Origin of the sequence: Microbacterium sp. A8/3-1, from assembly GCF_040267695.1 — a bacterium.
GTDB lineage: Bacteria > Actinomycetota > Actinomycetes > Actinomycetales > Microbacteriaceae > Microbacterium > Microbacterium luteolum.
Map to the genome: position 1 here is coordinate 3,180,313 of NZ_CP158357.1, position 20,229 is coordinate 3,200,541.

Below are 20,229 nucleotides of genomic sequence, written 5' to 3' on the forward strand. Positions count from 1 at the left end.
GCCTAGACTTGTCGCATGGCTCAGCGGAACACCTGGCAGCGCGAACGCGTGCGCGAAGCACTCGCCGACGCGCGCGGTTTCGTGAGCGCGCAGAATCTGCACGCTTCGCTGCGCGAGGACAACACCGGGATCGGGCTCGCGACCGTGTATCGCGCACTCGCCGGGCTCGCTGCATCCGGAGACGCCGACTCGCTGCAGAGCCCCGAGGGGGAAGCGCTCTATCGCGCCTGCACCACCCAGGGTCACCACCACCATCTGATCTGCCGCTCCTGCGGGCTGACCGTCGAGATCGAGGCGAAGGACGTCGAGCAGTGGGCGCATCGCACCGCGGCGCTCCACGGGTTCACCGAAGCCGCGCACGTGGTCGACATCTTCGGGCTGTGCACCCCCTGCACGAACAAGCGCGACGCCGAACGGGCAGCGAACGCGTGAGCCCCTCGGCAGGAACGGCGACCCGCCCGGGGCACACCCACGCGCATCGCCCGACACGCTCTCCGCGCTCGGCCTGGGTCGGCGTCGGACTCGGGGTCGCGATCATCGCCGCGCTGTTCCTCGTGGATCGCTTCCTGCCTTCGCTGTTCCCCGCCTCGCTCCCGACCAGGGCGCAGGACGGACTCACGCTCGCGCTGAGCGTGCTCATCGAGGCGCTGCCGTTCGTGGTCCTCGGCGTGCTGCTGTCGATCGTGGTGCAGGTCTGGCTTCCGGCCGACGTCATCCACCGCTGGCTGCCGAAGCGCGCCTGGGCGCGACGGGCGGTGCTGTCGCTGCTCGGGATGCTGATCCCGGTGTGCGAGTGCGGCAACGTGCCGTTCGCGCGCGGCCTGATGATGCGCGGGCTCGCTCCGGCCGAGGCGCTGACCTTCCTGATCGCCGCGCCGATCGTGAATCCGATCGTGATCCTCACCACGCATGCGGCGTTCGGCTGGGACGGCGGCATCCTCGTCGCCCGCCTCGTCGGCGGCTACCTGATCGCGAACCTCATCGGCTGGATCTACAGCCGGCACCCGTCGCCGGACTCCCTGCTCACCCAGCGCTTCGTCGACACCTGCGACCGCGTCACCCACGAGCCGGGCACGCCCGTGCGACGCAGCCTCACGCAGTTCCTCGTCGAGCTGCGCGCGGTGATGCCCGCCCTCGTGATCGGATCCGCGCTCGCCGGAGCCGTGCAGGTACTGATCCCGCGCGACATGCTGCTCGCGATCGGATCGAATCCGGTGCTCTCGATCGTTGCGATGATGGTGCTCGCGATGACGGTCGCCATCTGCTCGAATGTGGATGCCTTCTTCGCCCTCTCGTTCGCGTCGACCTTCTCGTCCGGCGCGCTGGTCGCCTTCCTGCTGGTCGGCCCTCTCGTCGACATCAAGATGCTCGCGCTCATGCGCACGACCTTCACCGGGCGCACCCTGGCCGGGATCGTCGGCGTGGTGGTGGCCGCGGCCTTCGCGATCGGGATCGGGGTGAACGTCCTTGTCTGAGCACACCTCTTCGCGCGCCCGCGCGCTGGGCAGTCGCTGGCTCGGCGTCGGCCTCGCCGCGGTCATCGCCGTCGTCACGCTCGGCCTCGGTGTCACCGGGCGGCTGACGCTCTACATCAGCCCAGAGTCGGTGTGGTTCGCGTGTGCCGCGGCCGTCGTGACCCTGGCCGGAGCGATCTGGTCGTTCGCGCTTCCCCTCGGCGAGGAGGGTGATCACGGACACGACCACGGGCACGGAGCGGATGCCGCAGACGATGCGCCGGCATCGGCCGCTTCCCCCCGCAGAACCCTCGCCGCCGTCGGCGCCGTCACCGGAGGGTTGATCGCCACGGGCGTGGTCGCCGCCGCCCTCGTGCTGCCGCCGGCGTCGCTGTCGGTCGAGCTGGCGATGTCGCGCGCGGGGGAGCAGACCGCGCTTTTCGCCGGCGCCGACACCGTCGCTCTCGGCGTCGCGGACACCACGACTTTCGGCATCGGCGACTGGGCGAGCGTCTTCGCCACCGCGACCAACACGACCGCTTACGACGGGGCCGCGGTCACCCTCACCGGCTTCGTCACGCCCGGAGCTTCGGGTGACGACGGCGTGAACCTCACCCGGCTGATCATCACGCACTGCGTGATCGACGCGCAGACCGCGACCCTGCCGGTCTCGGTCGACCCGAGCGAGTACCCGACCGGACAGTGGGTCGAGATCACCGGAACCGTCAGAGCGGATGCCGACGGCGACCTCCACATCGAGCCGACCGACGTCGTCGCGATCGATGAGCCGGGGGATCCGTATGAGTACTGAGGACGAGCGGCCCGAGATCCCCGCCGTCCCGCGCACGCGTGCGGAGATGCGCGCCGCCCGTGAGGCGGCGGAGGCGGCGGAAGCTGAGCGGATCAGTCGCGCGGCCGCACCCACCACCGATCCGACCGCACAGCGCACTGACCAGCCGGATGCCGGCCCGGATGAGGCTGCTGTCCGGGACGCTGCTGCCCGCGATGCTTCGGCGCGCGAGGCGGCGGTCCGCGAGGCCGCGGTCCGCGAGGCTGCGGTCCGCCAGGCAGGCGACCGTGAGATCGCCGAGCAGGAAGCTGCCGCCCGGAAGATGGCGGCCTTCGAAGCCGCCGCTCGGGAAGATCTCGAGGCGACTGCTCGGGAAGATGTCGACGCGGATGCGGTTTCCGCGGTTCCCGTCGCCCCCGAGTCGGTGCTGGCCGGTCTGACGCCGGTCGCCCCGGACGCTGCCCCACGACCCGTTCTGGGGGCCGACACGCCAGATGTCGGACCGGATGCCACGGAACGTCCGACATCCGGCGTGTCGGCCGACACCGCAACGTCGTCCCCTCGGAAGCCCGCGGGGTCCCCTCGTCGCTTCCTCGTCGCACTCGGCGCCGTGCTCGGCGTCCTGGTGCTGGTCGGAACCGGCTTCGGCATCGTCAGCCTCCTGCAGGGACCGCGCATCTCCGAGGTGCAGGTCGATCCGGCGCAGGCGATCGAGGCCTCGGGCAGTCGGGTCATCCTCACGGCGAACCAGGCGCTCGCCGACATCGACCCCGAACAGGTCACGGTCGAGCCCGCAGTGCCTTTCACGGTCGACGCTTCGGGTCGAGGAGTCGGCATCCGCTTCACCGTGCCGCTCGACGAGTCGACGAAGTACACGGTGCGCGTCGCCGATGTCGTGGGCAGGGGCGGAGGGCCGTCGACCGACCTGAGCACGACGTTCTCCACTCCGGCCTCGAACATCTTCCTGCTCCGGCGCGACGTCTCCGGTGACGACACCATCTTCCGTACCGACCTCAGCGGCGAGAACGCGGTTCCGGTGTTCTCGCACGCCGAGATCAACGACTTCCGGGCGACGTCGACGAAGCTGGTCGTCTCCGTCGCCGAAGACGAGGGATCGCGGCTGCTGGTGATGGACCGCGATGGAAAGAACGAGCGCGAGCTGAAGCTCCCCGGCGTGGGGTACGTCGGGGCGATCCAGGTCTCCGAGCGGGGCGGGCTCGTCGGCTACAGCTACTCGGACCGCGAGCTCAGCGACACCGAGGGCCGCGCCAGCGTGCTCGTCACGCAGCCGCTGAGCGGCGACGAGGAGCCGCAGATCATCGAGGTCGGCGGCGAGGAGGCGAGCGTCTTCGTCTGGCAGTTCGTCCCCGACAGCTCCGCCGTCCTGTTCATCGACTTCGACGGAGCGCTCTCGCTCGTCGACCGCTCGACCGACGCGGGAGTGCAGTCGCTGGGACTGGCATCCACGATCCAGGGGATCTCCCGCGGAACGTACACCGCGATCGTGGAGCGCGTCGACGGATCCGTGGTGGAGATCAACCTCGCCGACGGGTCGGAGGCGCCGCTGGCGGCATCCGATCCCGACTACGGCACGGCGACCTCGATCACTCCTTTCCCCGGCGGTACTCTCCGTCACGTCGTTCAGCGTGACGCGAACGGGATCCCCGTGGGGCAGGCGGTCATCCGCGTGGACGAGGACGGAAAGGCGACGCCGCTGGTCGAGGTCGGCTCGTCCGACAGGATCCTCCAGGCCTGTGCGTCTCCGAGCGGTCAGTACGCCGCCGTGGCCCTCGCCTCCGACATGGCGAACAACCCCTACGACGGCATGCTGCTGCCGCTGCCGGAGAACGTCGAGACGCACCTGATAGACATGGAGTCGGGCAAGGAGCTCGTCGCCCTCACCGGCTTCGACGCGTCCTGGTGCCAGACGGCCCCTCGATTCTGAGATGGACTCTCGGTTCTGAGATGGCGGAACACGATGGGCGGCGTCGCGCCACGCGTGCGGAGCTGAGCGGCTCGGCGGTCGAGGTCGCACCCCGTCTTCTCGGTGCGGAGTTGCGCACGGTCGTCGCCCCGCAGGGTGTCTCGCCCGACGCCGCGCCCGTCGAGGTGCGCCTGCGGATCACCGAGGTCGAGGCGTACCACGGGCAGGGAACGGGGGCGCTGCCCGACCCCGGCTCGCACGCGCGCATGGGCCGCACGGCGCGGAACGCCACGATGTGGGGAGAGCCCGGACATCTGTACGTGTACCTGAGCCACGGCATCCACTCGTGCGTCAACGTCGTCTGCGGCCCCGAGGGTCAGGGAGACGGCGTGCTGCTCCGCGCGGGTGAGGTCGTCTTCGGAACGGATGCCGCGGCCCGGCGCCGTGGCGCGACACTGCCGCTCGGCCGCACGGCGCTGCGCGATCTCGCGCGCGGCCCTGGTCGACTCGGTCAGGCCGTGGGCCTTCGGCATCCGGTGCACGACGGGATCGATGCGATCACCGGCGAAGAGCTTCACGGCGCCAGGGCGGAGCTGTGGCTCGGAGAGCCTGTGGGCGGCTTCGCGCGCGGTCCCCGCGTCGGCGTCGCCGGCGTTGCCGGAACGGACGCCTTCCCCTGGCGTTTCTGGCTCGAGGGCGACCCGACCGTGTCGGCGTTCCGCTGGGGTCGCGGGGCGCAGGCGGCTGCTTCCGGCGTGCTAGACTGACTCTTTGTCTGCGCACACTCCTGTGCGCAGTTCGCGTGCCTGCTGGGTTTTCTCGGTTCCTGAGCTTGTCGAAGGAGTCGAAGGGCCCGAGGCGTGCAGACAAGGGATCTTGGGTGGGGCCGTCGGCCTCACGGTAGAGAAGGAGTCACCATCATGGCAGCAGTGTGCCAGGTGACCGGAGCTGTTCCCGGTTTCGGTCACAACGTCTCGCACTCGCACCGCCGGACGAAGCGCCGCTTCGACCCGAACGTGCAGAAGAAGACGTATTTCGTCCCCTCGCTCGGTCGTAAGATCACGCTCAACGTGTCCGCCAAGGGCATCAAGGTGATCGACGTCCGCGGCATCGAGAACGTCGTCAAGGACCTCCAGGCGAAGGGTGTGAAGCTCTAATGGCCAAGAAGGCTCAGGACGTCCGTCCGATCATCAAGCTGCGTTCGACGGCAGGTACGGGTTACACGTACGTGACGAAGAAGAACCGCCGCAACACCCCCGACCGCCTCGTGCTGAAGAAGTACGACCCGGTCGTCCGCAAGCACGTCGAATTCCGAGAGGAGCGTTGATCAATGGCTAAGAAGAGCAAGATCGCTCGCAACGAGCAGCGCAAGGTCATCGTGGAGCGCTACGCCGAGCGTCGCGCCGAGCTGAAGAAGACCCTGGTCGACCCGAACGCCACCGACGAGGCCCGCGAGGCCGCACGCGTCGGCCTGCAGAAGCTGCCGCGCAACGCGTCGCCGGCTCGCGTGCGTTCGCGCGACGTCATCGACGGCCGCCCCCGCGGTGTCCTCACGAAGTTCGGCATCTCGCGTGTCCGCTTCCGTGATATGGCACACCGTGGCGAGCTGCCCGGCGTGACCAAGTCCAGCTGGTAAGCACCAGTACTCGAAAGGGGCGAGGATCTTCGGATCCTCGCCCCTTTCTGTGCGTCCGGGCGGGGTTGCCCGCGCACTCTGAAGGAGATCTTCCGTTGTGAAGGTCGCAATCCGGTATCCGCTCCTTCGATTCATGAGATCTCCTGCATTGCGCGCGCGGCCGAATGGTCGGCGGTCAGATGATGGCGGTGAGCGGATGTTGCGCGTACCTTCTGCACCGATGCCGCTCCGCACGGCGATTGCACATTCCCCGGGGAGACGACACTGCTCATCATTCGGCGCGGGGCAGGATGTCCCGATGGATCCTGTCGAAGAGCTACGCGCTCGTGGAGGCGTCGGGCGGGTTCGCGACCTCCGAGCCGCGGGGGCGAGTCAGCATGCGCTGCGACGGTTGAAAGAGAGTGGAACCATCACGACCGTGCGTCAGGGATGGGTGGCGCTGCCCGATGCTGATCCGCAGCTGCGAGGAGCGGCGGCGCGAGGCGTGGTCTTGAGCTGTGTCACGGCAGCGAAGCGGCACGGGCTGTGGGTGCCGGAGAGATCTCCGCTGCACGTCGCCGCCCCTCCGCACGCGGCTCGCATCGAGGTTCCGGCGAAGGTCGTCGTGCACTGGGCCAAACCGATCGTGCCGCGCCCACCCGATGCGACGGTCGACGAGCTGGCGAACGCACTCGTGCTGGTCGCCCAGTGTCAGCCCTACGAGACGGCGCTGGTCATCTGGGAGTCGGCGATGAACAAGCGACTGGTGGACAGCGCGTATCTCCGCGCCTTCGAGCTGCCGCCTGCCGCCCGCGCGGTGCTGGAGCGAGCGCGTCCGTTCGCTGATTCCGGCCTGGAGACGATCTTCGTCTCCAGGCTGAGATGGATGAACGTGCGGCTTCTGCCGCAGGCCTGGGTCGTGGACCGGCAAGTCGATCTGCTCATCGGAGAGCGACTGGTCATCCAGATCGACGGGGCGACGCACACGGGTGCCCAGCGGACGAGCGACATCGCTCACGACGCACAGCTGGTCCTCCGCGGCTACCACCCGCTGCGCTTCAGCTACGAGCAGGTCATGGACCGGTGGCACGACGTGCAGGCGGTGATCATGGAGGCAGTTGCGCAGGGAAAGCACCTCGCGTGACGAGTCGTCGCGCACTATGAAGGAGATCTCACGTAGTGAAGGAGCGGATGCAGCATCCGCTCCTTCATCACGTGAGATCTCCTTCACGATGTGCGCCGACGCGCAGCGCCCCGGCATCAGGCGACGGATGCCGTCGGCTGGGCCGCGTGCGACACCGCCCAGGCGAGGGCCTCGTCGGCGATCTCTTCCCAGCCGTCCTGGCTGACCAGGCGGTGCGTCCGTCCGGCGTACTCCTTGCGCTCGACGATGGACGGGCTGCCGGTGGAGCGGTACTTCTTCTCGATCGCGCGGACGATGGCCGGCGGCACGACGTGGTCGATCTCGCCGGCGATCAGCAGCAGCGGTGCACGGTCGGTGCGGGCGTAGTCGACGTGGGTCACGCCGCCCTTCTCGTTCAGCACGGAGGTGACGCCCTCGAAGAAGACCCGGTTGTAGGAGTTCACCGCGTAGTCCTCCCAGAGCAGATCGGATGCTGCGCGGGGAAGGTCGTTGCCGAAGGTGAAGTGGAAGTGGCGCTTGGACAGCGGCTTGGCGCCGTTGCGGCCGAACGGGTTCGCGAGGATCGGCGTGCCGGTCCAGAGGGTGGAGAGGGGGAGTGCCGTGACGCCGGCGGTCTGTCCCGGCGCGACGCCCACGTAGGCGACACCGAGTCCGCGATCGGCGAGCATCTGGGTGATCACACCGCCGAACGAGTGGCCCATGATGATCGGCTTGACCGGGAGGGCGCGGATGATGCGCTCGTAGTGGTCGGCGATCTGCTTCAGGCCGATGCCCTTGAGGGCCTCCGGGTTCCGGCGGATGTCCTCGACCGTGCGGTCGTCGATGCCGGGCCACCCGGGAACGATGACCTCGTGCCCCTTCGCCCGGAAGCGCTCGGCCCAGGTGTCCCAGCTCTTCGGCGTCATCCACAGTCCGTGGATCAGGACGATCGGTGCCTTGCCGGTGCTGGTGATGTCGGTGCTGTTCATGATGTCTTCTCCTTGTCGGGCCCCGCCCTGTGCGGCTGCCGTATAGTGATAGTAGACCGAACGTTCTATCTACCGCAACCCCTTTTCCGAAATTCTTCTCGAGGACCGGATACGAGCACCGGATGCGGGGATCGGATGCGACGATGAGAGGAGAGAGATCATGACCACCACCACGAAGCGCCCCAGTCCCGCCCGCGCACGATTGATCGACGCCGCCACCCGGCTCTTCTACGAGGAGGGCATCCACGCGGTGGGCGTCGATCGCGTGATCGAGGAGGCCGCGGTGACGCGCGCCACCCTCTACAAGCAGTTCGGCGGCAAGGAGAACCTCGTGCTCGCGTACCTCGCGAACGAGGACACGATGCTCCGAGAGCTGTTCGCTGCCGCCGGCTCAACCGGCGCTGCCCCCGACGACCTGCTGACCGCGGTGATCGACGGCATCGCCGCCGACATCCGCCACCGCCACACGCGCGGCTGCCCGTTCATCAATGCGGCCGCCGAGTATCCGGATGCCGCCGGCGCCGTGCGGCAGCTCATCGGCGAGCACCGCGAGTGGTTCCGTGCGACCCTGCAGGCCGTCGCCGAAGCGGCTGGTCTCGACCGACCGGCCGACGTCGCGGCATCCCTCGTCCTGCTGCGGGACGCGGCCCTCGTGGGCGGATACCTCGACGGCGACGACCGCGTGACGCCGGCTTTCGAGCGCACCGCGCGTTCCGTGATCGACGCCCACCGGTCGTGAAACGGCCTGAAACCTGTGACTGGAGTGACCAAAGTGGTGCGACACGCCCAGTAATTGCCCAAAACCCGCGAAATGACGCGGAAATGCGGGCGGTCGTTGATACATTCGAGGCGGTCGCAAGACCAGGAGCATCCGCTCCGAACCCACAACGATGCGACGGGATCTCGTCGCTGGAGGAGTGACATGGCTGACAAGTCCATCACCAAGACCGAGCTCGTCGCGAGCATCGCAAGCGCCACGGGCCAGAGCCAGGCCACCGTCTCCGGTGTCCTCGACTCGCTGTTCGCCACGGTCTCCGACGCCGTTGCCAAGGGCAGCAAGGTCTCGATCCCGGGCTGGATCTCGTTCGAGCAGGTCGACACGGCTGCCCGCACGGGCCGCAACCCGCAGACCGGCGCCGAGATCAAGATCCCGGCCGGCAAGCGCGTCAAGGTGACCGCTGGCTCCAAGCTCAAGGCTGCCGTCAAGTAATTCGACGCACCTTCACGAAGGCCGCCGTCCCTCGCGGGATGGCGGCCTTCGGCGTTCCCGGACGGTCAGCCGGCACGGATGCCGCGGCTTAGGCTGGTGGGGTGACTTCCCGCGCCGAGACGACCACCCGGTCCTCGGCGTATCGACTCGCCGGGATCGCGATCCTCCTCGTCGCGGCGGTCGTCGCGACCGTGATCGCGCTCGCCCTCGGAGGAGGCGCCAAGCCTCCGCTCCTGCAGGACCCTGGACCCTTCGTGCTGTGGGGCACTCCGATCGCGAGGCTGGTCATGAACATCGCCGGCGCCGCGATGCTCGGCTCCCTCGTGCTCGCCCTGTTCGCGCTGCGCGCCGGCGAGAAGGCTTTCGACGCGGCGCTGAACATCGCATCGGTCGGGGCCGCGATCTTCACGGTCGCGTCCGGGCTCGCCGGTTTCCTCGCGTTCATGGCGGCGTTCAACCCGAAGCTCAGCATCGAGCGCGAGTTCGGCACGCAGCTCGGCCGGTTCCTGCTCGACCTGCCCCTCGGCCAGTCCTGGCTCATCACCACGATCTTCGGCGCCGTCATCACGGTCCTCGCGTTCGCCTGGCGCACGTGGACACCCACGCTCATCACGGCGCTCCTCGCCGCGGCATCCTTCCTCCCGCTCGCGACGCAGGGGCACGCGGGAGATCTCGCCGGCCACAACATCGCGGTGAACTCGATTCTGCTGCACATGATCGCCGCGGCCGTCTGGCTCGGTGGACTGCTGCTGCTCGTGCTCCTGCGCGGACGCACCGACGTCGACACCCCGCGACTGGTGGCGCGATACTCGTCGCTCGCGATCGCGGCCTTCGCGGTCGTCGCGGTGTCGGGCGTCACCCGGTCGATCGTCGCGGTCGGCAGCTGGGACGCGCTCTGGGCCACCCCGTACGGCGCGATCGTCCTCGCGAAGGTCGCCCTGCTCGTCGGCATGGGCCTGCTCGGTGCCTGGTACCGCACCCGGCTCATCCCGAAGCTCTCCGGGGAACGCGCCACCCGCTGGTTCTGGATGCTGGTGCTCGGCGAGGTCGCCCTGATGGGGCTCGCCTCCGGTGCCGCTGCAGCGCTCGCTCGCACGCCCCCACCGACCGGCGAGACCGCCGCGTTCGCCCAGACGCCCGCCGAGATCCTGACCGGCGCGACGCTCCCGCCGGAGCTCACCCTCGAGCGCTGGTTCACGGCATGGAACATCGACGTGCTCTGGCTCGTCGCCGCCGGGTTCGGACTCTTCCTCTACCTCGCCGGCGTGATCCGCCTGCACCGTCGCGGCGATCGTTGGCCGATCTACCGCACCGTGTTCTGGATCCTCGGGATGCTGCTGCTCGTCTGGGTGACCGGCGGGCCGATCAACGCGTACCAGGAGTACCTGTTCAGCGTGCACATGCTCGGGCACATGATGCTGTCGATGGCGATCCCGCTGCTGCTCGTGACCGGGGCCCCGATCACCCTCGCGCTGCGCGCCGTCCACAAGCGCGACGACGGCACCCGCGGCGGCCGCGAGTGGATCATGTGGGCCGTGCATTCGCCCGTCGCCCGCGTTCTCACGCATCCGTTCGTCGCGGCGGCCATCTTCATCCTGTCGCTGTGGGCGTTCTACTTCACCGATCTCGTGCGCTGGTCGATGTACGAGCATCTCGGTCACGAGTGGATGGTCATCCACTTCCTGATGTCGGGCTACCTGTTCGTGATGAGCCTGATCGGCGCCGACCCCGTGCCGTACCGCCTGCCGTACCCCGGACGCCTCATCACCCTCATCGCCATCATGGCCATGCACGCGTTCTTCGGCATCGCGATCATGATGCAGGAGGGTCTCATGGTCGCCGACTGGTTCGGGTCGATGGGCCGCGCCTGGGGTGCAGACCCGATGGCGGACCAGTACGTCGGCGGTGGCATCGCCTGGTCGATCGGCGAGATCCCGACCCTGATCCTGGCGATCACGGTCGCGATCCAGTGGAGCCGCAACGACACGAAGCTGCAGCGTCGGACCGACCGGAACGCGGATCGCACGGGCGACGCCGAGCTCGCGGAGTACAACGCCAAGCTCGCGGCGCTCGCCGAGCGGGACCGGCGCGCCGCGGAGCACGAGCGCCGCTAGAAGGACGGATCAGTCGGAGACGGTGTCGTCGGGGGATCCGACCCGGATCGACGCGGTGCCGTCCGGCAGGATGGTGATCGTGCCGTTGACCTGGAACGGCACGTCTTCGGACACCGGCTCGACGGAGCCGTCGAACAGGGACTGGATCTCGACCTCGACGTGGGCGACGGCATCCGTCGTGGGGATCTGCCAGTTGCCGCCGTCGGGTGCGACAGTGACCTGTGGCTGGGTGCTGATCGACCACTTCGGCGGGGAGGCGATGCGGTTCCTGACCTCGAGGCCGAACGGGCACGCGGCCGGCATCAGCACTTCCTGAGTCGTGCACTCGGTGAGGAACTCCTCGACGCGCTGCTGCACGACGCCGATGAACTCCTCGGTCGGCGTCGTCTGCACCTCGAGCGGCGTGATGGCCAGGGGAGTGTCGGCGAGGACCCCGGTGCCCGACGCCTGCGCGATGGGGGTGTCGACCGTGACGGAGTACAGGCCGGGCGTGAACACGAGCAGCGGCAGCGGATCGGCCGCGGCAGCCTCCGCCCCGGCGGCTGACACCTGGCGGCGATCGACCTCGAAGCCGTTCACGGCGAAACGGTCGGCCCCGAGCACCGTGAGGTCGACGACCGCCAGCGGGCTGGTGGTGAAGCGCCAGTCGGGGGTGACTCCGGCCCAGCCGTCCTGTTCGACGAGGAACGTGGTGGTTCCGGCGTGGCCGCCGGCCTTGTAGCTGACGGTCACGGCCGTCTTGCCGTCGGCGGGCTCCTCCGACTCGATCTCGACGTCGGTCAGCGGGGCGAGCGCGGCGTGACGGAGCATGGCCTCGGATGCCGCGGCGTCGATGCCTGCCGCGTCCAGCGTCTCGCGGTCGACGGCCACGCCGGGGATCCGCAGGGCGTCTGCGGCACGGCCGGCGGCGAGGAGGTCGAGATAGCGGGTCACGAACGCCGACGGTCCGTAGAACTGCTGGTAGAGCGTGGCGCCGCCGGCGCCGATCGCGGCGAGGAGCAGGACGCCCACGAGCGCGAGCATCGCCAGGTCGGCACCGAGACGGGCGCGCCGGGCCCCCGTGGTCGCGACCTGCTGCATGGCGTCAGTCTAGGAGGGCGTCCTGGGACGACGCCGAGCGTCGGCGACTCCGGGCGGATGCCGGGACGTAGCATGGGTGGGCGCCCCGTGTCCGTCTGCTGCCCCTGTGAGAACCGTGTCCCTTCCCGCCCTGTCCGAGGAGCAGCAAGAGCTGTTCCGGCTCATCGAGGACACCGGCGAGCACGTCTTCATCACCGGGCGCGCCGGCACCGGCAAGTCGACGCTCCTGCAGCACTTCGCCTGGAACACGAAGAAGCAGATCGCGATCTGCGCTCCGACCGGGGTCGCGGCGCTGAATGTGGAGGGGCAGACCATCCACTCCCTCTTCCGCCTGCCGATCGGGCTCATCGGCGACGCCGACATCGACCAGAACGACGCGACCCGTCGCATCCTCAATGCGATCGAGACCCTGGTGATCGACGAGATCTCCATGGTCAACGCCGATCTGATGGATGCCATCGACCGCTCGCTGCGGCAGGCGCGCGGTCGGCGCGGCGAGCCCTTCGGCGGAGTGCAGGTGGTGATGTTCGGCGATCCGTACCAGCTGGCTCCGGTGCCGCCGCGCGGCGACGAGGCCCGCTACGTGCAGGATCACTACCGGTCGTTCTGGTTCTTCGATGCGAAGGTGTGGGCGGGGCCCTGGACCGGTTCCGGCACGCGGGCCGAGTCGCACGGCTACGGCTCCTCCGACCAGGACGGCCTCTTCGCCGTCGACACGCGGGCCGAGCTGCACGTGCGCGAGCTGGTGAACATCCACCGGCAGTCCGACGACGGATTCAAGGCGATGCTGAACGCGGTGCGGTACGGGCGGGTGACGGCCGAGATCGCCGGGGTGCTCAACGCCCAGGGAGCCCGCACGCCACCGGACCCCGAGCCCGGCGAGGTGCCGATGATCACGCTCGCGACCCGCAACGACATCGTGAACAAGATCAACAGCCAGCACCTGAACGCCCTGCCCGGCAAGGAGCAGACGGCGCGGGCCGAGGTCAGCGGCGACTTCGGGCGGGGCGAGGCGTCGCTGCCGGCGGAGTCGGAGCTGAAGCTCAAGGTCGGCGCGCAGGTCATGTTCCTGCGCAACGACACCGCGATGTCGGGCGAGCCGCCCCGCTGGGTGAACGGCACGATCGGCACCGTGATCCGCATCCTCGGGAGCGCGGTGCGCGTCGACATCGACGGCGAGGAGGTCGACGTCGAGCCGGCGGTCTGGGAACGCTTCCGCTACGCCTACGACCAGAGCACCAAGAAGCTCTCCCGCGACGTGGTGGCCGAGTTCACGCAGTTCCCGCTGCGCCTGGCCTGGGCCGTGACGATCCACAAGTCGCAGGGGAAGACGTACGAGCGCGCGATCATCGACCTGGGCTCCGGGGCGTTCGCCCCCGGCCAGACGTATGTCGCCCTCAGCCGGCTGACGTCACTGGAGGGTCTGTACCTGTCGCGTGCGCTGCGCCCCACCGACATCCGCGTCGACGAGGACGTGCGGCGGTTCATGCGCGAGGCGTGGCTCGCGAAGTCGACGCCGGAGCTGCCGAAGGGGTGACGCGGCGTTTCGGCCCTTCGACAAGCTCAGGGACCCAGCCTCCTGGGTCGCTGAGCTTGTCGAAGCGTCCGAGCGGTCGCGAATCGTCAGGCCGCGACGCGGGCGCGGTCGAGGTCTTCGAAGAGCTCGGTGTTGAAGCGGTAGGCGAGGAGGACCTCGTCGATCACGCGCTCACGCTCCGCCTGGTCCCACGGGGCGGCGTCGAGCTGCTCGCGGTAGACGTCCTTGAAGGCGGACGGGTCGGCGATGTCGTCGAACAGGTAGAAGCCGATGCCGTTGGTCTCGAACCCGAAGCGCCGCGCCATCACACGGCCGATGAAGATGCCGCCGGACAGATCGCCGAGGTACCGCGTGTAGTGGTGGGCGACGAAGCCGCCGGCCCAGGTCGCGCCGACCTGACGGATGCGCTCGACGTAGCGCTGGGTGGTCGGCAGCGGCGTGATGCGCTCGAGCCAGTCGGCCCCGAGCAGGAAGGCGAGGTCGGCCTCGAGAGCGGGAAGGCGGGTCAGCTTGTCGCTGAGGAAGACGGATGCCACGGGGTCCTGGCGCATCCGCTCGCCGGCTGCCTCGAGCGCCTCGTAGATGAAGTAGTGCTGCGAGACCAGCGAGATGTAGTCCTCGCGCGAGCCCTCGCCCTTCAGCAGGTCGGACATGAAGCCGGCGCCCTCGCTGCGGGAATGCGACCCGGAGGAGCGTTCGCGCAGGGCGGCGGAGAAGGAGAGGATCTCGGGCATGCGACCAGTGTAAGGCTTACCTAACCTGATGCGGAAGTGCGAGATGCGGCTCAGGCGTGCGGGCGCGGCTCGACTCCGAGACGTGCGCAGGCGGCGTCGTAGAGCGCGACGACCTCGCGGCGGACGGCCGGCCGGTCGTCGATCGGGCCGCCCGGCCACGGCACGCGGAGCTCGGAGACCGTGGCGTTCCGCGTGATCTCCCACACTCCGCCGTCGCCGTCGAAGCCGACCATCACGGCATCCGTGATCGGGGCATCGGCCGGTGCGGCGAAGGCGCGCGCGATGAGGAGATTGTCATCGGTGTGGTCGCCGTTCATGTGGCGGAGGACGGCGGAGATCACATCGGCATCGAAGGCGTGGGGCACATTCACACCTTAGAGGCGCTCGGCGCAGCGGGTGCCGGTGCAGAATTTCAGCATCCGCGTTCTAGACTCGGGAGACACGTCTTCGGGGGTACTTTCCATGCAGCATCTCTCGTCGCGCCGGTGGCGCGCCGTCGCGGCCACTGCGGCCGTGATCGGTCTGGTCCTCACCGGCTGTTCCTCCGGTGAGACTTTCACGTACACGCCACCCGCTCAGGTCGACGGCGCACTGCCGGACGACACGGTCGCCGCCATGCAGGAAGCGGTCGACAGTGCGGTCGCGGCGTCCGGTGCCTCCGGGGCCATCGTCGGGGTGTGGGTCCCCTGGAGCGGCACCTGGGTCACGGCGACCGGCACGCAGGATCGCGACGGAGCGACGCCCGTCGACACCGACATGTCCTTCCGCATCGCCGACGTGACGCGTCTGATGACCTGCGATGTGCTCTACGCCCTCGTCGACGAGGGGACCGTCGAGCTCGACGCCAAGGTCCCGAAGTACGTGTCGGGCGTCGCCGACATGCAGGACATCACTCTCCTCGACCTCTGCAACGGCACCAGCGGCGCCGGGTCGTCCGAGACGGTCGCGAAGAACGCCTGGCTGAACACCCCCGAGCGCGTGTGGGCGCCTCTGGAGCTCGCGGGCTACGGCCTGGGCATCACCCGCGTCGCCGCGCACACGACCTACCGCGATTCGGACTCGGGATATCTGCTGCTCGGCATGGCGCTCGAGCGCGCCTCCGGGATGACCGCCTCCGAGCTGATCGCGGAGTACGTCACCGAGCCCCTCGGCCTTCCTGACACGTCGCTGCCGGGCGTCAAGGCCGACCCGCCGTCGATGAACGGGCACTTCATCAACGGCGTCACGGGTGGATACACCTGCGCGGCACCGGTCGACATCACCGCGCTCTCGTCCAGCGCCGGTTTCACGGACTCCGGCGTCGTCTCGACGATCACCGACCTCGGCCGCTACGCGCAGGCCGAGGCGGCGCAGGTGCTCCGCAAGGACAAGGACAAGCCGAACCGCTTCGGTGCTCCGCTCCCGGTCGCTGCCGACGCCGCGTCCTGGTACCAGGCCACGGGCGGCGCCTACCTCGTCGGCTCGATGGTCGGCCAGCACGGCTGGACCCCCGGGTACGCGACGGCCGCCTACTCGGACCCGACGACCGGCTTCACGGTGGCGGTCGTGCTGAACGACTCCACGGCGGGCGCGACGTTCGCGCAGTACCTCTCGTGGGAGCTCGCAGCGATCGCCTCCAAGGCGCCGGCGGCCTCCGGCGAGACCGCACCGGAGTTCGGACTGCCGTTCACGGCCGGGCAGTACCACCAGGCCATCCTCGACGCCGCGCTCGTCTGCGTCGAACCGCCCGTGGAGTGATCCGGGGCTGATCCGGCAGAGCGAGGACGGCGACGATGGCGATCATCGACAACGCGATCTACGTGAACGGCGTCCGCACCGAGAATCCGCAGACTCTCAGCGAGACGTTCGAGCGCATGCGCGAGCGCGGCGGGATGAGCTGGATCGGGCTGTACCGCCCCAGTGAGGCGGAGCTCCGCGCGGTCGCCGATGAGTTCGGCATCCATGCGCTCGTCGTCGAGGACGCGCTCGCCGGACACCAGCGGTCGAAGCTGGAGCGCTATGGCGACGTGCTGTTCATGGTCCTGCGACCGGCGCGCTACCTCGATGCGTCGGAGGAGGTCGAGTTCGGCGAGGTGCACGTCCTCGTCGGCCCGGACTTCGTGGTGACCATCCGGCACGCCGAGTCGCCCGATCTCGGGCGGGTCCGCCGGCGATTGGAAGACGATCCGACGCTGCTCGGCCACGGGCCGGAGGCGGTGCTCTACGCCATCCTCGACGAGGTGGTCGACGAGTACGCGCCGGTGCTGGCCGGGCTCGAGAACGACATCGACGAGATCGAGAGCCAGCTGTTCGAGGAGGATGTGGACGCCACGCAGCGCATCTACGACCTCGGCCGCGAGGTCATCGACTTCCAGCGCGCGACGCAGCCGCTCTCGGGGATGCTGGAGGCCCTGCTGCGCGGGTCGGACAAGTACCGGGTGAGCGAAGAGCTGCAGAAGTATCTGCGCGACGTCCTCGACCACACGCTGCGCGTCACCGATCGCGCGACCACGTTCCGCACGGTGCTGGACAACGCCCTCACGGTCGAGTCGACCATCGTGGCGCGCCGGCAGAACGAGGAGATGCGGCGGATGACCGAGCTCAGCATCCGCCAGAACGATGAGGTCAAGAAGATCTCCGGATGGGCCGCGATCCTGTTCGCCCCGACGCTGGTCGGCACCATCTACGGGATGAACTTCGACCACATGCCCGAGCTGCACTGGGTGCTCGGCTATCCGATGGCGATCGGTCTGATGCTCGCCATGGGCGTCGGGCTGTACGCGGCCTTCAAGCGCAAGGGCTGGCTCTAGGGCTGACTCTCGCCGCGCAGGAGCGCCCTGGTCCGGGTCAGCACGCCGTCGAGTGCGCGTGCCGCGGCCTCGGCATCGGCGGGGGCGATGCTCGCCCAGATGGGCTCGGTCAGGGCTCCGATCTCGCGGCTGATCTCGGCGACCAGGTCCGCTCCCGCCGCGCTGAGCGCATCGTCCATGACCAGGCCGCGCGCCTCGAGGCCGGACAGGAGGTCGGCGGCGTCGGTGAACTGCGCGCTGTCCCTGATGGTCTCGACGAGAGTGCCGGGGCCGTCGAACTGCGAGGTGAGACGCAGCGCGACCCACTCGCGCTCGGAGAGCTGTCGGTCGACCAGCACCGTGCGCAGGAGCGCATTCAAGGCCTTCTCCGTCTGTCCGATGAGCTGTGTGCTGAAAGCGAGCATGGTCTTCTCCTTTTAGTTGGCCCAGCCAACGATATCAGATCGTGGGTAAGGCCAACGAGTAGAGTGGGGACATGGAACGTCTCGACGGTCGGGCGACGTGGCAGGTCAGCCGCGCGCACCTCCGTGCCCACTCGCTTCTGCAGGAGCTGTTCGCCGACGCCGGAGCGCGGGCGTATCACTACCGCCTACTCGCGGCGCTCGACGAAGCAGGCGCCGTGAGTCAAGCCGAGCTCGGGCGCGTGACGGGTCTCGACCGCAGCGATGTCTCGGTCGCGCTGAGCGCTCTGGAGAAGGACGCGCTCATCATGCGCGCTGCGCACCCGACCGACCGGCGGCAGAATCTCGTCTCCCTCACCGCACGAGGGCGCGACGAGCTCCTGCGCCTCGACGCCGTCGTCGAGCAGGCGCAGACCGACTTCCTGGCGCCGCTGACCGCGGACGAGCGCGGGGTCTTCCTCGACATGATCACCCGCCTCGGGCGCGAGCCGGCCGGGTCGTGAGCGGGGAGTGGCGGGATCCCTCCCGTCGCTGACCGTTCCGCGCCTTGTGGGGTCGCAGACGGCGGACCCAAGCTGAACGGATGACCGCATCCTCCGACACTGCCCTCCTCGTGATCGACGCGCAGGAGTCCTTCCGCCAGCGTCCCGACGACTGGGCGGCCACCGCGAATCCCGCGGTACTCGACAACATCGCGCTTCTCGTCGATCACGCCAGGACGGTCGGCGACCCGGTCGTGTGGATCACCCACTCCGAGCCCGGGACCGGGGGAGTGTTCGACCCCGCGCTCGGGTTCGTGCGCGTGATCGGTGAGCTCGGCCCCCGAGACGACGAAGCGGCCGTCACGAAGACCACGATCAACGCCTTCACATCGACCGATCTTCAGGAGCGGCTGCAGGGCGTCGGCATCCGCCGGGTCGTGATCTGCGGCATCCGCACCGAGCAGTGCTGCGAGACGACGGCGCGCGTCGCCGCCGACCTCGGCTTCGAGGTCGAGTTCGTCACGGATGCCACGACGACCTCCGCCATCCCGTCCCACGGCGCGCTCGCCGCGGTGTCGGGTGACGACATCATGCGCCGCACCGAGAGCATCCTCTCGGCGCGCGGTTTCGCCACGATCACCGACACGAAGACGCGGATCGGGGGCGACCCGCGCAGCTGAGTCGTGGCAACTTCGCACATTCCGACTCCGTCACTGTGGACGTTCATTCCATAGTCGAGACTTCATCGCCGCCCGCACACTGACAGCAGCGAGCCGGTGGCATGCACCGGACGCCGCGAGAGAAGCGGAGCAGCCATGGAGTCCTTCGAGGTGGCCGTCGTCGGAATGGGGGCGATCGGAAGCGCGACCGCGTACCACTTGGCTCGCCGCGGGGCGAAGGTGGTGGCGTTCGAGCAGTACGAGCTCGGCCATGTGCGCGGCGCCTCGCACGACACCTCACGGATCGTCCGTACCTCGTACGGATCGACCGCCTACGTCCGCCTCGCTCAGTCGGCGTACCGCGACTGGGCCGACCTCGAGCGGGAATCGGGCGAGCGGCTGCTCACCATCACGGGCGGCGTGATCCTCATCCCGATCGACGGCCCCTACTCGGCGACCGACTTCACTGTCGCCCTGAACGAGTGCGGCGTCGAGCATGAGTTGCTCTCGCCCGCCGAGGTGCAGGCGCGCTGGCCGCAGTTCCGCGTGCCGGAGAACGTCGAGACCGTGTACACGGCCGACACCGGCATCGCCCATGCGTCGCGCACCGTCGCGACCCTGCAGATGCGGGCCCGGATGCACGGCGCCGAGATCCGCGATCGCACGGCGGTGCTGTCGCTCACCCCGGATGCCGAGGGCGTCGTCGTGCACACAGCGAACGGCGACATCCGCGCAGGCAAGGTGGTCGTCGCGGCCGATGCCTGGACCAACATGCTGCTCGAGCCGCTCGATGCGGCGATCCCGCTCGACATCATGCAGGAGCAGGTCACGTACTTCCACCCCGCTGAGCCCGACCAGTACGACCGGGCGCGCTTCCCGGTGTGGATCTGGGAGGACGACGAGTGCTACTACGGCTTCCCCACGTTCGGGGAGCCGAGCATCAAGGCGGCTCGCGACGTGTCGGAGAACCGGATGAACCCAGAGCAGCGGTCGTTCGTCCCGTCGCCTGAGCTCACGGCCCAGCTGTCCGAGTTCATGGACGGTCTCATCCCAGGCAAGGGGCCGGAGCTGCGCACCGTGACCTGCCAGTATGCGCTCACCAAGGACCGCCGATTCGTGCTCAGCGCGCTGCCGCAGCATCCCGACATCATCGTCGGTCTCGCCGCAGGGCACGGCTTCAAGTTCACGCCGACACTGGGGCGGGTGCTGGCCGAGCTGGCCCTGGACGGCGAATCGACCGACGACCTCAGCGAGTTCGATGCGGCCGATTCGATGGTCCGTGAGCTCGCGGGCGGCGCCGCCAGCCCGTTCCACACCGAGGGGTGACC

Annotated in this window: 23 protein-coding genes; 18 read left to right on the forward strand and 5 right to left on the reverse strand. The window is 69.0% G+C overall.

Features of this window, described 5'->3' with window-relative positions; genetic code table 11:
* Nucleotides 1-15 precede the first annotated feature (15 nt).
* From ABS642_RS15580 to ABS642_RS15620, 9 genes are all read left to right on the forward strand, one after another.
* Nucleotides 16-432, forward strand: coding sequence for a transcriptional repressor (locus tag ABS642_RS15580; protein ID WP_223622963.1), 417 nt, complete (start codon nucleotides 16-18; stop codon nucleotides 430-432).
* Entirely contained in the window at nucleotides 429-1,475 is a 1,047-nt protein-coding gene (locus ABS642_RS15585; protein WP_282215505.1) for a permease, read from the forward strand. The genes ABS642_RS15580 and ABS642_RS15585 overlap by 4 nt, the downstream gene beginning before the upstream one ends.
* On the forward strand, nucleotides 1,468-2,265 hold the full coding sequence (locus tag ABS642_RS15590) for a TIGR03943 family protein (protein ID WP_350350807.1): 798 nt from the start codon (nucleotides 1,468-1,470) through the stop codon (nucleotides 2,263-2,265). Before ABS642_RS15585 ends, ABS642_RS15590 begins: the two co-directional genes overlap by 8 nt.
* Nucleotides 2,255-4,189, forward strand: coding sequence for a hypothetical protein (locus ABS642_RS15595; RefSeq protein WP_350350808.1), 1,935 nt, complete (start codon nucleotides 2,255-2,257; stop codon nucleotides 4,187-4,189). Before ABS642_RS15590 ends, ABS642_RS15595 begins: the two co-directional genes overlap by 11 nt.
* A gap of 20 nt (nucleotides 4,190-4,209) precedes the next feature.
* On the forward strand, nucleotides 4,210-4,935 hold the full coding sequence (locus ABS642_RS15600) for a DNA-3-methyladenine glycosylase (protein WP_350350809.1): 726 nt from the start codon (nucleotides 4,210-4,212) through the stop codon (nucleotides 4,933-4,935).
* 153 nt (nucleotides 4,936-5,088) lie between these two features.
* Nucleotides 5,089-5,325, forward strand: coding sequence for a 50S ribosomal protein L28 (rpmB, locus tag ABS642_RS15605; RefSeq protein ID WP_017203559.1), 237 nt, complete (start codon nucleotides 5,089-5,091; stop codon nucleotides 5,323-5,325).
* Entirely contained in the window at nucleotides 5,325-5,495 is a 171-nt protein-coding gene (gene rpmG, locus ABS642_RS15610; RefSeq protein ID WP_046014935.1) for a 50S ribosomal protein L33, read from the forward strand. The genes rpmB and rpmG overlap by 1 nt, the downstream gene beginning before the upstream one ends.
* A gap of 3 nt (nucleotides 5,496-5,498) precedes the next feature.
* Complete coding sequence (gene rpsN, locus ABS642_RS15615) at nucleotides 5,499-5,804, forward strand: 30S ribosomal protein S14 (protein ID WP_017829734.1); 306 nt, start codon at nucleotides 5,499-5,501, stop codon at nucleotides 5,802-5,804.
* Between the two features lie 298 nt (nucleotides 5,805-6,102).
* Nucleotides 6,103-6,927: a type IV toxin-antitoxin system AbiEi family antitoxin domain-containing protein gene (locus ABS642_RS15620; protein WP_350350810.1), complete on the forward strand. Its 825-nt coding sequence runs from the start codon at nucleotides 6,103-6,105 to the stop codon at nucleotides 6,925-6,927.
* Nucleotides 6,928-7,043: 116 nt separating this feature from the next.
* Here ABS642_RS15620 and ABS642_RS15625 read toward each other — a convergent pair whose 3' ends face one another.
* A complete protein-coding gene (locus tag ABS642_RS15625) occupies nucleotides 7,044-7,895 on the reverse strand; it encodes an alpha/beta fold hydrolase (RefSeq protein WP_350350811.1) in 852 nt (283 codons plus the stop codon).
* A gap of 160 nt (nucleotides 7,896-8,055) precedes the next feature.
* Between ABS642_RS15625 and ABS642_RS15630 the strand changes: the two genes are divergently transcribed.
* The 3 genes from ABS642_RS15630 (at nucleotide 8,056) to ABS642_RS15640 (ending at nucleotide 11,219) form a co-directional block, all read left to right on the forward strand.
* Complete coding sequence (locus tag ABS642_RS15630) at nucleotides 8,056-8,634, forward strand: helix-turn-helix domain-containing protein (RefSeq protein WP_350350812.1); 579 nt, start codon at nucleotides 8,056-8,058, stop codon at nucleotides 8,632-8,634.
* Nucleotides 8,635-8,817: 183 nt separating this feature from the next.
* Nucleotides 8,818-9,105 (forward strand): HU family DNA-binding protein, encoded by a 288-nt coding sequence (locus ABS642_RS15635; RefSeq protein WP_017203554.1) that lies wholly within the window; start codon nucleotides 8,818-8,820, stop codon nucleotides 9,103-9,105.
* A gap of 101 nt (nucleotides 9,106-9,206) precedes the next feature.
* Nucleotides 9,207-11,219: a cytochrome c oxidase assembly protein gene (locus ABS642_RS15640; protein ID WP_350350813.1), complete on the forward strand. Its 2,013-nt coding sequence runs from the start codon at nucleotides 9,207-9,209 to the stop codon at nucleotides 11,217-11,219.
* A 9-nt stretch (nucleotides 11,220-11,228) separates the two neighbouring features.
* Here ABS642_RS15640 and ABS642_RS15645 read toward each other — a convergent pair whose 3' ends face one another.
* Nucleotides 11,229-12,299 carry a hypothetical protein gene (locus tag ABS642_RS15645; protein WP_350350814.1) on the reverse strand — a complete coding sequence of 357 codons (1,071 nt, stop codon included), beginning with the start codon at nucleotides 12,297-12,299 and terminating at the stop codon, nucleotides 11,229-11,231.
* Between the two features lie 115 nt (nucleotides 12,300-12,414).
* Here ABS642_RS15645 and ABS642_RS15650 point away from each other — a divergent pair, with 115 nt between their 5' ends.
* Nucleotides 12,415-13,836, forward strand: a complete 1,422-nt coding sequence (locus tag ABS642_RS15650) for an AAA family ATPase (RefSeq protein WP_350353451.1) — start codon at nucleotides 12,415-12,417, stop codon at nucleotides 13,834-13,836.
* A gap of 86 nt (nucleotides 13,837-13,922) precedes the next feature.
* Here the strand turns inward: ABS642_RS15650 and ABS642_RS15655 are convergent, their stop codons facing one another.
* Both ABS642_RS15655 and ABS642_RS15660 read right to left on the reverse strand, forming a co-directional pair.
* Nucleotides 13,923-14,570 carry a biliverdin-producing heme oxygenase gene (locus ABS642_RS15655; protein ID WP_350350815.1) on the reverse strand — a complete coding sequence of 216 codons (648 nt, stop codon included), beginning with the start codon at nucleotides 14,568-14,570 and terminating at the stop codon, nucleotides 13,923-13,925.
* A gap of 50 nt (nucleotides 14,571-14,620) precedes the next feature.
* Nucleotides 14,621-14,935, reverse strand: a complete 315-nt coding sequence (locus tag ABS642_RS15660; RefSeq protein ID WP_350350816.1) for a DUF2470 domain-containing protein — start codon at nucleotides 14,933-14,935, stop codon at nucleotides 14,621-14,623.
* Nucleotides 14,936-15,032: 97 nt separating this feature from the next.
* Between ABS642_RS15660 and ABS642_RS15665 the strand changes: the two genes are divergently transcribed.
* Nucleotides 15,033-16,307: a serine hydrolase domain-containing protein gene (locus ABS642_RS15665; protein WP_350350817.1), complete on the forward strand. Its 1,275-nt coding sequence runs from the start codon at nucleotides 15,033-15,035 to the stop codon at nucleotides 16,305-16,307.
* 35 nt (nucleotides 16,308-16,342) lie between these two features.
* Nucleotides 16,343-17,359, forward strand: a complete 1,017-nt coding sequence (gene corA / locus ABS642_RS15670; protein ID WP_350350818.1) for a magnesium/cobalt transporter CorA — start codon at nucleotides 16,343-16,345, stop codon at nucleotides 17,357-17,359.
* Here the strand turns inward: corA and ABS642_RS15675 are convergent.
* Complete coding sequence (locus ABS642_RS15675; RefSeq protein WP_350350819.1) at nucleotides 17,356-17,763, reverse strand: hypothetical protein; 408 nt, start codon at nucleotides 17,761-17,763, stop codon at nucleotides 17,356-17,358. The two genes, corA and ABS642_RS15675, sit on opposite strands and share 4 nt — an antisense overlap.
* Before the next feature lie 71 nt (nucleotides 17,764-17,834).
* Between ABS642_RS15675 and ABS642_RS15680 the strand changes: the two genes are divergently transcribed.
* The 3 genes from ABS642_RS15680 (at nucleotide 17,835) to solA (ending at nucleotide 20,227) form a co-directional block, all read left to right on the forward strand.
* Nucleotides 17,835-18,263, forward strand: coding sequence for a MarR family transcriptional regulator (locus ABS642_RS15680; RefSeq protein WP_350350820.1), 429 nt, complete (start codon nucleotides 17,835-17,837; stop codon nucleotides 18,261-18,263).
* A gap of 80 nt (nucleotides 18,264-18,343) precedes the next feature.
* The gene (locus tag ABS642_RS15685; RefSeq protein WP_350350821.1) at nucleotides 18,344-18,922 is read left to right on the forward strand and encodes an isochorismatase family protein; all 579 of its coding nucleotides are present in this window, start codon (nucleotides 18,344-18,346) and stop codon (nucleotides 18,920-18,922) included.
* Nucleotides 18,923-19,057: 135 nt separating this feature from the next.
* Nucleotides 19,058-20,227, forward strand: coding sequence for an N-methyl-L-tryptophan oxidase (solA, locus tag ABS642_RS15690; protein ID WP_350350822.1), 1,170 nt, complete (start codon nucleotides 19,058-19,060; stop codon nucleotides 20,225-20,227).
* The last annotated feature ends 2 nt before the right edge of the window (nucleotides 20,228-20,229 follow it).